The sequence below is a fragment of the Pseudomonas sp. G11 genome, assembly GCF_029457515.1.
GTDB lineage: Bacteria > Pseudomonadota > Gammaproteobacteria > Pseudomonadales > Pseudomonadaceae > Aquipseudomonas > Aquipseudomonas gorinensis.
This window is the reverse complement of record NZ_CP120377.1, coordinates 7048273-7063146: the sequence shown is the minus strand read 5'-3', so window position 1 is coordinate 7063146 and position 14874 is coordinate 7048273. Positions and strand designations below refer to the sequence as shown.

At 61.9% G+C, this 14874-nt stretch carries 14 protein-coding genes and 1 pseudogene; 11 read left to right on the top strand and 4 right to left on the bottom strand.

Features of this window, described 5'->3' with window-relative positions; genetic code table 11:
- Nucleotides 1-4 precede the first annotated feature (4 nt).
- The 3 genes and pseudogenes from trxA to P2T68_RS32535 form a co-directional block, all read right to left on the bottom strand.
- On the bottom strand, nt 5-877 hold the full coding sequence (gene trxA, locus P2T68_RS32545; protein ID WP_024077654.1) for a thioredoxin: 873 nt from the start codon (nt 875-877) through the stop codon (nt 5-7).
- A gap of 366 nt (nt 878-1243) precedes the next feature.
- Entirely contained in the window at nt 1244-1897 is a 654-nt protein-coding gene (locus P2T68_RS32540; RefSeq protein ID WP_024077653.1) for a 50S ribosomal protein L11 methyltransferase, read from the bottom strand.
- Nucleotides 1894-2350 (bottom strand): annotated as a pseudogene (locus P2T68_RS32535) (YbaY family lipoprotein). Before P2T68_RS32535 ends, P2T68_RS32540 begins: the two are co-directional and overlap by 4 nt.
- Before the next feature lie 1182 nt (nt 2351-3532).
- Here P2T68_RS32535 and ltrA point away from each other — a divergent pair.
- From ltrA to P2T68_RS32480, 11 genes are all read left to right on the top strand, one after another.
- A complete protein-coding gene (ltrA, locus tag P2T68_RS32530; RefSeq protein ID WP_042853748.1) occupies nt 3533-5239 on the top strand; it encodes a group II intron reverse transcriptase/maturase in 1707 nt (568 codons plus the stop codon).
- Between the two features lie 92 nt (nt 5240-5331).
- Nucleotides 5332-5796, top strand: coding sequence for a transcriptional regulator NrdR (nrdR, locus tag P2T68_RS32525; protein ID WP_041161032.1), 465 nt, complete (start codon nt 5332-5334; stop codon nt 5794-5796).
- Nucleotides 5793-6929, top strand: coding sequence for a bifunctional diaminohydroxyphosphoribosylaminopyrimidine deaminase/5-amino-6-(5-phosphoribosylamino)uracil reductase RibD (gene ribD, locus P2T68_RS32520; protein WP_024077650.1), 1137 nt, complete (start codon nt 5793-5795; stop codon nt 6927-6929). The genes nrdR and ribD overlap by 4 nt, the downstream gene beginning before the upstream one ends.
- Before the next feature lie 47 nt (nt 6930-6976).
- The gene (locus tag P2T68_RS32515) at nt 6977-7639 is read left to right on the top strand and encodes a riboflavin synthase (protein WP_024077649.1); all 663 of its coding nucleotides are present in this window, start codon (nt 6977-6979) and stop codon (nt 7637-7639) included.
- Nucleotides 7640-7654: 15 nt separating this feature from the next.
- Nucleotides 7655-8746, top strand: a complete 1092-nt coding sequence (ribBA, locus tag P2T68_RS32510; RefSeq protein WP_024077648.1) for a bifunctional 3,4-dihydroxy-2-butanone-4-phosphate synthase/GTP cyclohydrolase II — start codon at nt 7655-7657, stop codon at nt 8744-8746.
- Nucleotides 8747-8834: 88 nt separating this feature from the next.
- Nucleotides 8835-9311 carry a 6,7-dimethyl-8-ribityllumazine synthase gene (gene ribE, locus P2T68_RS32505; RefSeq protein ID WP_003194576.1) on the top strand — a complete coding sequence of 159 codons (477 nt, stop codon included), beginning with the start codon at nt 8835-8837 and terminating at the stop codon, nt 9309-9311.
- Nucleotides 9308-9808, top strand: coding sequence for a transcription antitermination factor NusB (gene nusB, locus P2T68_RS32500; protein WP_024077647.1), 501 nt, complete (start codon nt 9308-9310; stop codon nt 9806-9808). Before ribE ends, nusB begins: the two co-directional genes overlap by 4 nt.
- Nucleotides 9809-9826: 18 nt before the next feature.
- On the top strand, nt 9827-10792 hold the full coding sequence (gene thiL, locus P2T68_RS32495; RefSeq protein ID WP_150295752.1) for a thiamine-phosphate kinase: 966 nt from the start codon (nt 9827-9829) through the stop codon (nt 10790-10792).
- Nucleotides 10793-11058: 266 nt separating this feature from the next.
- Complete coding sequence (gene ribA / locus P2T68_RS32490) at nt 11059-11676, top strand: GTP cyclohydrolase II (protein WP_024077645.1); 618 nt, start codon at nt 11059-11061, stop codon at nt 11674-11676.
- Nucleotides 11673-12092 (top strand): nuclear FMR1 interacting 1 family protein, encoded by a 420-nt coding sequence (locus P2T68_RS32485; RefSeq protein WP_069077098.1) that lies wholly within the window; start codon nt 11673-11675, stop codon nt 12090-12092. Before ribA ends, P2T68_RS32485 begins: the two co-directional genes overlap by 4 nt.
- Nucleotides 12089-12889 (top strand): cobalamin-binding protein, encoded by an 801-nt coding sequence (locus tag P2T68_RS32480; protein WP_277378795.1) that lies wholly within the window; start codon nt 12089-12091, stop codon nt 12887-12889. Before P2T68_RS32485 ends, P2T68_RS32480 begins: the two co-directional genes overlap by 4 nt.
- A gap of 21 nt (nt 12890-12910) precedes the next feature.
- Here P2T68_RS32480 and P2T68_RS32475 read toward each other — a convergent pair whose 3' ends face one another.
- Nucleotides 12911-14806: a TonB-dependent receptor gene (locus P2T68_RS32475; RefSeq protein ID WP_277378794.1), complete on the bottom strand. Its 1896-nt coding sequence runs from the start codon at nt 14804-14806 to the stop codon at nt 12911-12913.
- Nucleotides 14807-14874: the final 68 nt, after the last annotated feature.

Below are 14874 nucleotides of genomic sequence, written 5' to 3'. Positions count from 1 at the left end.
GCGACTAGTACAACGCAGCGAACAACTTGCGACGGTACACGGTCACCAGCGGGTGATCATTGCCCAGTAACTCGAACACCTGCAGCAAGGTCTTGTGCGGCAAGCCTTCGCCATAGCTGCGGTTACGGATGAACAGCTTGAGCAAGCCTTCCAGCGCCGCGTCGTACTGCTGGCGTGCCAGCTGCTGGATGGTCAACTGATAGGCCGCTTCATCGTCCTGCGGGTTTTGCGCCAGGCGGCTTTTCAGGTCGGCGGCATCCGGCAAGTCACCCGCCTGGCGCAGGAAGGTGATCTGCGCCTTGGCCCCGGCGAGGGCGGCCTTGTGATCGTCGCTCTTCACGGCGTCGAGCACGGTCTGGGCTTCGCCCAATTCACCGCGTTCGGCCAGGCAGCGGGCATACAGAATCAGCGCGGCGGCGTTGGTATTGTCCTCGCCCAGCAATGTCACCAATACGGCTTCGGCGTCGCTGATACGGCCCTCGGCAAACAACGCCTGGGCCTGCTCCAGCGGGTCCGCCGCAGCCGGCGGCGGCATCTGCACATGAGGCTCCAACATGGCCCGCACTGCCGACTCTGGCTGTGCCCCGGCAAACCCGTCCACCGGCTGGCCGTCCTTGAACAGCACCACCGTCGGCAGGCTGCGAATACCGAAACGCGCGACGATGTCCTGCTCGGCCTCGCAATCGACCTTGGCCAGCAGCAACTCGCCCTGATAACTCTCGGCAATCTGCGCCAGCAGCGGCATCAACGCCTTGCACGGCGCGCACCACTCGGCCCAGAAGTCCACCAGCACGGGCTTTTCAAAGGAGTTCTGGATCACCGCCTGGTCGAAGTTGGCGGTGGTGACGTCGAAGATGTACGGCGTGGGCTCACTCATGGGGCGTCTCGAATAAAGCGGGAATGGCGCAACTATAAGGGCTGGTGAAGGCTACCGGAAGGAGCAGGGTGCTGATGATCAAGCGCAAGCCCTAATGCCAGTCAGTTAAGGAGAAACATTGTGACTGTGGCGAGCGGGCTTGTCCCGCGTTGGGCTGCGCAGCAGCCCTCAAACATAGCCCCGGAGCTGCCTGGCACACTGCAGCGTTCTTTTTGGGGCTGCTGCGCAGCCCAACGCGGGGCGAGCCCGCTCGCCACAGAGAGTAGGGGCGCTCATAAAAAAGTGAGTAGATGCCATTGCGCATAAGGGCTTCGCCGAAGGAAGCCTCACGCTCAAAAAAGTCGGAAATGGCCTGACGATTGGGGGCTATCTTCGCGAATGGTACAGGCTCACCTTGCGAAACTCCCAAGGTTCGGCCAAGTCCGGCAGCGTCAGCGCATCGAGTATCTCCAGCCGCCGATAGGCCGGGTGCTGGAAGTCCCGCACTCGCGAATCCGCCACCAGCGCTTCGCGGCCACGGCTGAGGAAGTGGTCGAGCAAGGGCAGGTTGGCGCGGTCGTACAGCACATCAGCCACCAGGATCAGGTCGAAGCGGTCGGCTTCGGCGAAAAAGTCCGCCGAGTAGCTCAGTTCCACACCATTGAGTTCGGCATTCGCGCGGCAGGACGCTAACGCCAGCGGATCCAGGTCGCAGGCAACCACTTCCAACGCGCCCGCCTTGACCGCCGCAATCCCGGCCACACCGGAGCCGGCGCCGAAATCCAGCACGCGCTTGCCCTTCACCCATTCCGGGTTCGCTGCCAGGTACCGCGCCAGTGCCAGGCCACTGGCCCAGCAAAAACTCCAGTAGGGCGGTTCATGCAGGATGCGCCGGGTTTCTTCGGGGCTGAAGGCGCGGTCCATATTGTCGGCATCGAGCAGCCACAACGACAGCTCGGTGCCCGGCAGGGGGCAGGGCACCAGGTGCGCGTCGCCGATCAGTTCGCTCAGGGCGCGTTGCAGGTCCAGCGGTGGCGTCATGGTGCCTTGACGAGTTGCAGGGGGCCGGTGGTCTGGGTGATCGCCTGGGTGATGCGTACGGCGGGCAGGTGCAGGATCAGCTGGCCGGACTGGCTGGCACGGCCGCGTAACTCAACCCGTGCACCGGCCGGGAACGCTTCGGGGTTGAAGCGCAGGCGGAAGGCCAGGGGCTTGCCGTTGCCACTGAGCACGCTGCTGGCGAGCAGTTGTTGCGGGCGGCTGCGGTCGTCGATCACCAGCAGCGCCATCTCCACCTCGGCGCCACTGGGCACGTTGGTGAGGGTACCGTTGATTTCCCGTTGATAGGCCGGCAGCGGGCCGACGTCTTCAATGCCTGGGACTTTTTTTCTCTTGCTGCGGCGTCGGTTGTGGCGTCGATGGTTTCGGGGCTTCGCTGCTGCAGGCGACCAGAACACTGAACAGGGTGAGTAAAACAAGCGGTCGTAACTGCATGTACGGCTCCAGAAAGGACAAAATCCGTGGCTTAAAAAGTATGAAACATAATAGTCAGCCTATATACCGTAAAGGCTATGGCTTGTCTTGCCACGGGGATGCGCTACCATGGCCCTCCCTGTGCGACACGCGTAGCGTGTCTCCAGCATCAAGCTGTATGGTCAGCTTGATGGGATTTCCGCAAGGAAATCGAATACTTGGGTAGCCACCCCCAGGAAACAAAACCTGCCCGGAAGTCCATTGCCTTCAAGGACTTATCGCTGCGGCGACAGGCAAGCCCAAAGGTCGTTTAGCCCTCGGTAGCACGACCGCAGAACCGGTACCCCCGGTTTTGGAGAGCCTCTTAAATCTAACCCTTGTGGGAGCCCAGACCCCCGCAGGGGTCTCCTCCTGCCCGTTTGCAACAGGAGGTTACAATTCAGAGGCGAGCGACCTATTAGGTCGTCCCCGCTTCCATTTCTCCGGAGACATGAGCGAAAGCTCTGTCTGTCATTGTCCAACCATCGCTTTCACTGGATGGTAGCGGACTCGTTGTGCGACCAACGGTAGCCTAGGGCGACGTGCATCACTGGCAACGGTGTTGTTCGGAGCTCGCCCGACAACGTAGCCCCCGTAATGGGTACAGATCTTCCGTGAGGAAGCCTGTAGAGACTCGGAGCTGCACCGGGTTGAGGCGCAAGGCTGACTGGTAGGGACAACTAATGTGAACCGCTGATAAACGCCGTGAGCATGAAGGAGCCAAAGCTGCTGTCAGGCTCTAACCAAAAGGTACGTGGTCGGTTATCCCTGTAGGGAGTGGAGATACGTCGTCATCAAGACCACCGGCGAAAAGGCGGGTCCTAACCCAGTCGTGTGACAGATAGGGAACGTGGTAAGCCTGTATCGCTGCCCTTTGGGCAGGTGAACCGCAAGGAACACTGTTGGCGGTGCGGGTATGGGATCGCAGAGAAAGCGAACGCCAGGCTGTAATGGTCTGGACAGGGGTTGGAACATCACCCCACGGGAAACCGGGCAGACTTCTGCGTGGTCTTCTGTCGCAATGACTCTGACTGAGACCGTCTCATCAACTTCAGGGCTTAGCTTCATCGGCCCTTGATAATCCTACCCTTTCGGGGTGCATGCACCCCGAAAGGGGTACGTGCGCCTTCCGCTCGGGTGGTTTCACTTTGAGAGGAAAGCAGCATGAAAGAGCTCAGCCAGCATGGTGAGCCTGCGCTTTCCGGCATTCCACAGCAGTGGCACGACGTCGATTGGTGTCGGGTCCAGCGGAACGTCCGGGAAATGCAGGTGCGAATTGCGAAGGCTTGTCGGGAGGGCAAATGGCGTAGGGTCAAATCCCTGCAACGGATGCTCACCCGCTCGAAGTCGGCTAGATACTTGGCCGTACGGAGAGTCACGGAAAATCAGGGGAGCCGCACGGCGGGAGTCGATAAGCAACTCTGGGATACACCTAACGCGAAATGGAGTGCGGTTGGTTTGTTGAAAACGCGGGGTTACAAGGCTCGGCCACTACGGCGAGTCTACATCCCGAAGTCGGATGGTCGGGAGCGCCCGCTGGGCATACCAACCATGACGGATAGAGCCATGCAAGCGCTGTACATGCTGGCTCTGTCTCCCGTCGCTGAAACCCGAGGCGATCCCAATAGCTACGGCTTCAGGATCGAACGTTCCACGGCGGATGCAATGGCGCAGTTGTTCGTATGCTTATCCCAAAAAGTCTCGGCTCAATGGGTACTGGACGCGGACATCGAAGGATTTTTCGACAACATCAACCATGAATGGCTGCTAAGGAATGTCCCAACGGATGTACGGATGCTTCGGCAGTGGTTGAAGGCCGGCGTCATCCACAAGGGGCAGTTACACGCAACGGATGCGGGTACGCCACAAGGGGGGATCATTTCCCCCGTGTTGGCAAATCTGGCACTAGATGGTCTGGAAACACTCCTCAAGCAACACCTAGGAGTGACAAGGGCGAAAAAGCTGAAGGTGAATTTGGTGCGATACGCAGATGACTTCGTGATCACGGGTACCTCTCCGGAGGTACTGGAAAACGAGGTGAAACCTTGGGTAGAGCAATTCCTCGTAACACGAGGACTACGGCTGTCACTCAAGAAAACGCGGCTCGTCCACATCGACGAAGGCTTCGACTTCCTTGGATGGAATTTCCGGAAATACGAAGGAACGTTGCTGATCAAGCCGAGTAAAAAGAACGTCAAGGCGTTCTATAGCAAGGTCAGGGAAGCAATCGACACCCATAAGACGAGTAAGCAGGAAGATTTGATCCGACTGCTGAACCCGATGTTAAGGGGGTGGGCGTTTTACCATCAGCCAGTAGTGGCCAAGCAAGTGTATAGCTGGATGGACCACAGAGTTTTTGTGAAACTCTGGCGTTGGGCGAAAAGGCGACATCCCAACAAATCTCTTGAATGGGTCCGGAAGAAGTATTTTCGAACCATCGCAGGGAAAAGTTGGATGTTCGCAACCACGGTTCTGGAGGCGAACGGCAAGAGGCGGGAGATCGGGCTGTATTCCCTTGCGGATACTCCGATCGAGCGGCACAAGAAGGTGAGTGGGGATTACAACCCCTACGACCCTGCCATGGAGACGATGGGCGAAAAGCTGCGGATGGACCGGATGCTGAATAAGCTGAAGTACCGGAAACAAATCGGTAGCCTCTACGCCAGTCAAAAAGGTTTGTGCCTGTTGTGTAAGCAGCCGATCACCAAAGAGACGGGATGGCACGACCATCACATAATCTTCCGCACACAGGGCGGTAGTGACTCAATGGGGAATCGGGTACTCTTGCACCCCAACTGCCACCATCAGCTCCACACCCGTGGTCTGCACGTGGACAAACCGGCTCCCTCTGGGGGCTTAATGACGGCTTGAGCCGTATGCGTCGAAAGGCGCACGTACGGTTCTTAGGGGGGGATAAGCCAGTAATGGCTCATCCCCACCCGACTTTTTTGTTGCCTGCCACCATGCACTGTCCCTTCTGCGGTGCCAACGACACCAAGGTCATTGACTCACGTCTGGTCGCCGAGGGCGATCAAGTGCGTCGCCGGCGCGAATGCCTGGCCTGCGGTGAACGTTTCACCACCTTCGAAACCGCCGAACTGGTATTGCCACGTCTGATCAAGTCCGACGGCAGTCGCCAGCCTTTCGATGAAGACAAATTGCGCGCCGGTATGCAGCGCGCCCTGGAAAAACGCCCGGTGAGTGTCGAGCGGCTGGAGGCGGCGCTGGTGCATATCAAGCACAAGCTGCGTGCGACCGGCGAGCGCGAGGTCAAGAGCCTGGTGGTTGGAGAGCTGGTGATGGGCGAGCTGCAAAAGCTCGACGAAGTCGCCTATATCCGTTTCGCCTCGGTGTATCGACGCTTCCAGGACCTCAATGAGTTCCGCGAAGAGATCGACCGCCTGGCCCGTGAGCCGGTCAAGAAATGAACCCACCTTCTGCTGAACAGGCTGTCCTCGACGCTCACTACATGGCCCGCGCCCTCGAATTGGCGCGTAATGGCCTGTACACCACCCATCCCAACCCGCGAGTGGGCTGCGTGATTGTGCGTGATGGGCAGGTCGTCGGCGAAGGCTGGCATGTGCGCACCGGCGAGCCCCATGCCGAAGTGCATGCCTTGCGCGCTGCCGGGGGTAAAGCCCGAGGCGCCACGGCCTATGTGACCCTCGAGCCTTGCAGCCACTATGGCCATACCCCGCCTTGCGCCGACGCACTGGTGAGTGCCGGGCTGGCGCGGGTGGTCGCGGCGATGCAGGACCCTAACCCGGAAGTTGCCGGGCGCGGCATGCAGCGCCTGGCCCAGGCCGGTATCGAGGTCTACAGCGGTGTGCTGGAAGGGGAAGCCCGCGCCCTCAATAAAGGCTTCCTCAAGCGCATGGAGCACGGCCTGCCGTTTGTGCGGGTCAAGCTGGCGATGAGCCTGGATGGCCGCACTGCGATGGCCAGCGGCGAGAGCCAATGGATCACCGGGCCCGCCGCCCGCGCCGCGGTACAGCGCCTGCGCGCCCAGGCCAGTGTGGTGCTGACCGGCGCCGACACGGTATTGGCCGACGGTGCGCGCCTGACCGTGCGCGCCGCCGAATTGGGCCTGGATGACGCCACCACCGCCCTGGCAATGTCACGCCCGCCGTTGCGCGTGCTGATCGACGGCCGCCTGCGGGTGCCGCTCAATGCGCCGTTCTTCAAGGCCGGCCCGGCGCTGGTCATTACCTGCGTCACTGCGGAAAACCAGTTCCCCCGTGGCCCCGAATGCCTGGTGGTGCCCGGCGTCGATGGCCAGGTTGACCTACGCTCGGCGCTGGTGGCGCTGGCGGCCCGTGGCGTCAATGAAGTGCTGGTGGAAGCCGGCCCAAGCCTGGCGGGTGCATTTGCCCAGCAGGGCCTGGTCGACGAATACGTGATTTTCGTCGCCGGCAAGTTCCTCGGCTCCGCCGCCCGGCCTTTGCTGGACTGGCCGCTTGAGAAACTGGCGGATGCCCCCCAACTCAAGATCACTGAAATGCGCGCTGTAGGCGACGACTGGCGAGTCACTGCCATCCCGCTTCCACCCGCGCGCGTATAATTCTGACCGGGCGCTCAAGTGCCCGTACCGTTTTCCAGGAGAAGGCCATGTTCACCGGCATTATCGAATCCATCGGCAGCATCCGTGCCATGACCCCCAAGGGCGGCGATGTGCGCCTGCTGGTTGAAACCGGCAAGCTCGACCTCGGCGACGTCAAATTGGGCGACAGCATCGCGGTCAGCGGCGTGTGCCTGACGGTCATCGAGCTGACGGGCAACGGTTTTGCCGCCGACGTCAGCCGGGAAACCCTGGACTGCACCGCGATGAACGACCTCAAGGCTGGCAGCCCGGTCAACCTGGAAAAAGCCCTGACCCCGACCACCCGCCTGGGCGGCCACCTGGTCAGCGGCCACGTCGACGGTGTCGGCGAAGTGGTATCGCGCAGCGAAAACGCACGCGCCGTGGAATTTCGCATCCGCGCGCCAAAAGAATTGGCCAAGTACATCGCCCACAAAGGCTCGATCACCGTCGACGGCACCAGCCTGACCGTGAACGCCGTGAACGGCGCTGAATTTGAACTGACCATCATTCCCCACACCCTGAGCGAAACCATCATGGCGTCGTACCAGCCGGGTCGCCGGGTGAACCTGGAAGTCGACTTGCTTGCCCGTTACCTGGAGCGCCTGTTGCTGGGCGATAAGGCCGCAGAGCCTGCAACCGGGAACATCACTGAGAGTTTTCTGGCCGCTAACGGCTACCTGAAATCCTGACCAAGGGGGTGCCCTGTGGCGCTCAATAGCATCGAAGAACTGGTTGAAGACATCCGCCAAGGCAAGATGGTCATCCTGATGGATGACGAAGACCGCGAGAACGAAGGCGATATCATCATGGCCGCCGAACTGTGCCAGGCCGAACACATCAACTTCATGGCCAAGCACGCCCGTGGGCTGATCTGCATGCCCATGAGCCGCGAGCGCTGCGAGTTGCTCAAGCTGCCGTTGATGGCGCCGCGCAATGGTTCGGGTTTCGGTACCAAGTTCACCGTGTCGATTGAAGCGACCACCGGCGTCACCACCGGTATTTCCGCCGCCGACCGTGCGCGCACCGTGCAAGCGGCCGCCGCGAAAGACGCCAAGGCCGAAGACATCGTCAGCCCTGGCCACATTTTCCCGCTGATGGCTCAACCGGGCGGCACCCTCGCGCGCGCCGGCCACACCGAAGCCGCGTGCGATCTGGCGCGCATGGCCGGGTTCGAGCCGAGCGGCGTGATCTGCGAAGTGATGAACGACGACGGCACCATGGCCCGCCGCGCCGAGCTCGAGGCGTTTGCCGCCGAACACAACCTCAAGATCGGCACCATCGCCGACCTGATCCACTACCGGATGATCCACGAACGTACCGTTCAGCGGATTGCCGAGCAGCCGCTGGACAGCGAACTGGGCCAATTCAATTTGGTGACCTACCGTGATTCCGTTGAGGGCGATGTGCACATGGCGCTGACCCTGGGCACCATCTGCGCCGAAGAACCGACCTTGGTGCGCGTGCACAACATGGACCCGCTGCGTGACCTGCTGATGGTCAAGCAACCCGGTCGTTGGAGCCTGCGCGCCGCCATGGCTGCGGTTTCCGAGGCCGGCAGCGGTGTGGTATTGCTGCTGGGCAACCCGGTGGATGGCGACGTATTGCTCGCGCATATTCGTGAAACCGCCGAGAACACCCAGGTCAAGACACCGACCACCTACAGCATCGTCGGGGCCGGTTCGCAGATCCTGCGCGACCTCGGCGTACGCAAAATGCGCCTGATGAGCGCACCGATGAAATTTAATGCGATATCCGGTTTCGACCTGGAAGTTGTAGAATACGTGCCCTCCGAATAAAGGCCGGCGATTTTCGCCCCTTGTTCGCGGTTAAATCATCACTGAGGGACGCACTTTTCGCGTCCCGGCTCTTTAAGAGATTTGTCGAATGACCCTGAAGACCATCGAAGGTACCTTCATCGCCCCCAAAGGCCGCTATGCCCTGGTGGTTGGCCGTTTCAACAGCTTCGTGGTTGAAAGCCTGGTAAGCGGTGCCGTGGACGCCCTGGTTCGCCACGGTGTGAGCGAAAGCGACATCACCCTCATCCGCGCCCCTGGCGCCTTCGAAATTCCACTGGTTGCGCAAAAAGTTGCGCAGCAGGGCGAATACGCGGCGATCATCGCCCTGGGCGCGGTCATTCGTGGCGGTACTCCGCACTTCGAATACGTCGCCGGCGAATGCACCAAGGGCCTGGCCCAGGTGTCCATGGAGTTCGGCGTGCCGGTTGCCTTCGGCGTGCTGACCGTGGATTCCATCGAGCAAGCCATCGAGCGTTCCGGCACCAAGGCCGGTAACAAAGGCGCTGAAGCTGCCCTGTCCGCCCTGGAAATGGTCAGCCTGCTGTCGCAGTTGGAGGCCAAGTGATTTCCGACGAGAGCGATCGTTTCAACCCGCGCGACGAGCGTCCTGCGGATGCCGGCAAGCCATCGAAAAGCGAAAAGCGTCGTGCAGCTCGCCAACTCGCTACCCAGGCGCTGTACCAGCGTCACATGGCGGGTACCTCGCTGAATGAAATCGAAGCGCAATTTCGTGTCGACAACGATTTCACCTTCGCCGACCAGAGCTACTTCCACGACATCCTGCATGGTGTCCCGGCCAACCTGACCGAGATCGACACTGCACTGACGCCGTGCCTGGACCTGACCATCGAAGAACTGGACCCGGTTGAACTGGCCGTACTGCGCCTGTCCACCTGGGAACTGCTCAAGCGCGTCGACGTGCCGTACCGCGTGGTGATCAACGAAGGCATCGAACTGGCGAAAGTCTACGGTTCGACCGACGGCCACAAGTTCGTCAACGGTGTGCTCGATAAACTGGCTCCGCGCCTGCGTGAAGCCGAAGTGAAGGAACACAAGCGCTGATCCGCGCTTGAGTTCCCGATGGGCGAGTTTGAGCTGATCCGTAAATACTTCGCCGCCGCGCCCTGTGCGCAGGGCGGCGAAGGCATTGCCCTGGGGATCGGCGACGACTGCGCCCTGCTGGCGCTCCCCGTTGGGGAGCAACTGGCAATCTCTACCGATACCTTAGTGGCCGGCGTGCACTTTGCCGACCCCTGTGATCCGTTCCTGCTCGGCCAGCGCTCGCTGGCCGTGGCGGTGAGTGACCTGGCCGCCATGGGCGCCCATCCCCTTGCGTTTACCCTTGCCCTGACAACGCCGACGGTCGATGCCGATTGGCTGCAACGCTATGCCCAGGGGCTGAACGCCATGGCGCAAAGCTGCGGTGTGGGCCTGGTCGGCGGCGACACCACGCGCGGGCCGCTGAGCCTGACCCTGACCGTGTTTGGCCGGGTGCCGGCCGGGCAGGCGTTGACGCGCAGCGGTGCGCGTCCGGGTGACCTGCTGTGTGTGGGCGGTGAACTGGGCAATGCTGCCGGCGCCTTGCCGTTGGTGCTGGGCCAGCGCAGCGCCGAGGCGGCCATCGCCGATCCACTGCTGGCGCATTACTGGTCGCCGCAACCGCAATTGGCCCTGGGCCTGGCGCTGCGGGGCAAGGCCACATCAGCCATGGATATTTCCGACGGGCTCCTGGCCGATTGCGGGCATATCGCCAAGGCGTCGTCCGTCAGCCTGCTGATCGAGCGCCAGGCGCTGCCTTTGTCCAAGGCCCTGCTCGCGTTTGTGGGGGATGATGCCGCGCGAGTGGCGGCCTTGAGTGGTGGCGATGACTACGTGCTGGTGTTCACTCTGCCACCGACCGAGCTGGCGCCGTTGCTGGCGGGCGGCTGGCCGGTGCATGTGATCGGCCGGGTCGAGGCGGGGCAGGGGGTGACGCTGCTCGACGCGAACGGGCAGGACATCACCCCAGCCGTGCGTGGCTATCAGCACTTTCGCGAGACGCCCTGAACAGGCGTCTCATCCGTCCCAGGCGCCCTGTAGGAGCGAGCTTGCTCGCGAAAAACGTAAGCACAGCGCGTTTATTCAGGCTGCGCGTGTCAGCGTTGACGAGGTTCGCGAGCAAGATCCAGGCGGCCCCTCGTTCCTGCACATAGAACCGATACGAAGGCCAATCGAACCGATTGATCTTTATCAGCGATAATTCAGCTTAAGCGTCTGTAGGAACGTGCTGTTACAATGCCCGCCTCTGTGAAATCTGAAATCAGGAGCACACGGTGCCCGTCGTTTTCGTCGCTGCTTCCAAGCTGCCTACCCCTTTTGCCACATTCACCATGCATGGCTTTCTCGAAGAAGAAACCGGGCGCGAGCACGTTGTGCTCAGCCTGGGTGATATCGCCGATGGCGCGCCGGTACTTGGCCGCGTGCACTCCGAGTGCCTGACTGGCGATGCGCTGTTCAGCCAGCGCTGCGATTGTGGCTCGCAGTTGGAGGCCGCGATGCAAGCCATCGCCCGTGAAGGCCGGGGCGTGCTGCTGTACCTGCGCCAGGAAGGCCGTGGCATTGGCCTGCTGAACAAGATCCGCGCCTACGAGTTGCAGGATGGCGGCGCCGACACCGTCGAAGCCAACGAACGCCTGGGCTTTGCCGCTGACCAGCGGGACTACGGCATCTGCTTGCCGATGCTGGAGCACCTGGGCGTCAAATCCCTGCGCCTGATGACCAACAACCCGCGCAAGGTCAAAGCCTTGACCGAGATGGGCATCACCGTGGCCGAGCGCGTGCCGCTGCACACCGGGCACAACCCGCACAACAAACTCTACCTGGCCACCAAGGCCAGCAAGCTCGACCACATGATGGGCAACGAGCATCAGGGCGAGGTCGACCGCGCGTGACCCGAGGCCAGGTAAAACGGCGACTGTCCTTCAGCTGGTGGCAGTACCTGGCCCTGGCGCTGCTGCCGTTGTTCGTGATCAACCTGGTCTTTGGCCACGCTGAATCCCTGCTGCCGGTGCTGGCCATGCCGTTCTTTATTGCCGGTGTGGCCTCGATGTTTCTCAGCCTGCGTTTTTTCCATGGCTATAAACACGCGCTGATCGCCACCGCCAAAGCCCTCGACACCCCTGAAGAACCCGCAGCCTGGATCACCCTCGCGGCCCGGCGCCGCACGGCGTTGCTGGTGGCTGCCGTGCCGGCCTGGATTGGCGCACTGGCGGTGTTCGTCGGCCTGGAAGCGGTGCCGCTGTTTCTGCTGGCGTTGTCGACTCTGGTGCTGTTTTACCTCTATCGCATCCCGCGTCAGTTGGGATGATGCGTCACTGGCTGGCGCTCCTGCTGCTGGCGTGCGGCGCCCAAGCCCTGGCGGTCGAACGGGTGGTCAGCCTGGCCCCATCCCTGTCTGAAATCGTGGTTGAACTGGGCGCTGCCGACCTTTTGGTGGGCGTACTGGACGGCGGCGATCGGCCAGCCGCGCTGGCGACAGTGCCGTCGGTGGGGCAGTACGGGCAGTTGAATATGGAGCGCCTGCTCAGCCTCAAGCCCGACCTGATTTTGCTGTGGCCCGGCAGCATCAATTCGGCGCAGCGTGACCAATTGCAACGCCTGAGTATCCCGGTGTGCGTCGCCGAACCCCATAGCCTTGAACAGTTGACCACCCAGGTGCAGGCCATCGCCGAGCAGTTGGGGCGCGCCGACACCGGTCGACAATTGGCCGCCCAGTTGCGCCAACGCTTGGCTCAGTTGCGCCAGCGATACCAGCGTGCCGAACCGTTGCGCGTGTTTTACCAAGTGTGGAACCGGCCGCTGTACACCGTGGGCGGCGGGCAGATCATCAGCGATGCGCTCAGCGTGTGCGGCGCGCGCAATGTGTTCGACGATCTGAAGTTGCCCGCGCCGCAGGTCAGCATCGAGTCGGTGTTGCAGCGTAATCCTGAGGTGATCCTGGCGGGTGACCAGCCGCAGCTGGAGGCTTGGAAGGCCTGGCCGCAGGTGGCTGCCGTTGCGCAGGGGCGCTTGTTGTTAGTGCCGGATAAAGGCCTGGAGCGGCCGAGTGGGCAGATGTTGGAGGCGCTGGCGCGGTTGTGCCAGGTGATTGCGCCGAACCTGTGAGGTCGGGCCTCGAATGTTTGCTCAGAGCGCCGGCGTCCAGCTCACCCCAATCCTCCACACCCGACCTTCTTCCCGATAATCCTGGTTGTTCAGGAATGCCGGATCGTTATAGCTGTAGCGCGCCCGCGCGTAAGCCTTGTCCAGCAGGTTATCGACCTTCAGCGACAGCGACACTTCCCGGCTCACCGCCCAACTGCCGCGCAATCCCAACAAGGCATAGCCGCCCAGGCGATGGCGATTGTCTTCATCGTCATAGCTGCTGCTGATCGCCTGCCAGCTCGCGCCGACCCCGAATTGATCGAATTGCCGATCCAGGTCCAGGCTCACGGTGCGCCGTGCACGGCGGGCCAGGGTGTGGCCGGTGTTGCGGTCACGTGGGTCGATGACCGAGACGCCCAGGTTGCCTTGCCAGCCAAACAGTTCCTGTTTGAGTGCGCCCTCAAAGCCGTTGATACGCGCTGCGGCGACGTTCTGCGGCTTGCTGGTGCGGTCGAGAATGATGGCGTCGCTCAAGTCGGTGCGATACAGCGAGGCCTCCAGGCGTGTGCGGTCGCTGAGCTGGCTGCGCCATTGCAACTCGTAACTCTTTGAGGTCTCTGGCTGCAGGTTGGGGTTGCTGTACTGGGTGTCCGGGTAATAAAGGTCGTTAAAGGTCGGCGCGCGAAAGCCCTCGCTGTAGCTGAGCAGCACATCATTGTCCGGGTTGATCGGCACGGTGAGGGTGCCGCTCCAACTGTTCTGGGTGCCGAATTGCTGGTTCTGGTCGCGGCGCAGGCCCAGCTCGGTGGAAAACCCCTGGCCGTGGAAGCGGTGCTGCACGAAGGCGGCGCGGTTCCAGCGGCTGTTTTCGGTAAAGGAGGTGGAACCGTGGAAGCGGTCTTCGTACCAGTCGCCGCCGAGGATCAGGCTGTTCTGGTCATCCAGCGTCAGGTCGTTCTGCCAGTTGACCGAGTCGCGGTAGGTATTGAACACGCTGAAATCCTCGCTGAGGGTATCGCGCTTGGTATCGCGGTTCTCGCTATGGCCCAGTTCCAGGCGCGACTGCCAGTGCTCATTGAGTTCGGCGTCGACATAACCGCTGGCGCTGCTCACGGCGTAGTCGGTGTAGGGTTTCTGGCCGACGGTCTGCCCGGTGGCGGCGACGTAGCGCCCGAAGCTGTTGTCGTATTCCGACTTGCCGCGGCTGTCCAGGAGATTGAAACCCACCTCCAGCGCCTCACTGAAGGCATGGCTGAGGTTCAGGCTGACGGACTGGTTGCGGTAGGCATCCCGATCGCCATCGCTGGGGAATGACGTGTGCGTCGAATTGATGCCGGCGGTTTCATCCAGGCTCGCGCCCAGGTTGAAGCGTGTGTGTTCATCACCGCCGGATAATCCGAGGCTGCGCTCCCAGGACTGGTGGCTGCCCAAGCCCAGGTTCAAGCGTGGTTGCAGGCCCTGTTCGGCATTGCGCCGGGTAAACACCTGGATCACCCCGCCGATCGCGTCGCTGCCGTAGATCACCGAGCGCGAACCGCGCAGCACTTCCACCCGCTCGATCTGATCGACGTTCAGGTACTGCAGGCCACTGTCGCCGGAGGTGGTATTGGCGATGCGCTGGCCGTCCACCAGCACCAGGCTTTGTGCGGACTTGGTGCCACGCAGGTAAATGCCTGGAAGGCTGCCACGGCCGCCGGTGGGCGCAACTTGCACTCCGGGGACGCGGCTGAGCAGGTCGGTCAGGCTGGTGGGTTGCAGGCGGTCGATGTCGTCGCGGGTGAAGACGGTGTTGGCGGCGCTGCTGTCGTTGCGCGCCTGGACCTGGCGGTTGGCGCTGATGACCACATCGGGGAGTTTCAGCGCATCGTCGCGGGTGTCGGCGAGCAATTCAGGGGAGGGCAGAAGCAGCAGGGGTAGGGCGAGGCGAAGATGTCTCATGGTGCTGTCCATTGCGTTTGAAGGTGACGCAAATCAAATGTGGGAGGGGGCTTGCCCCCGATGGCGCC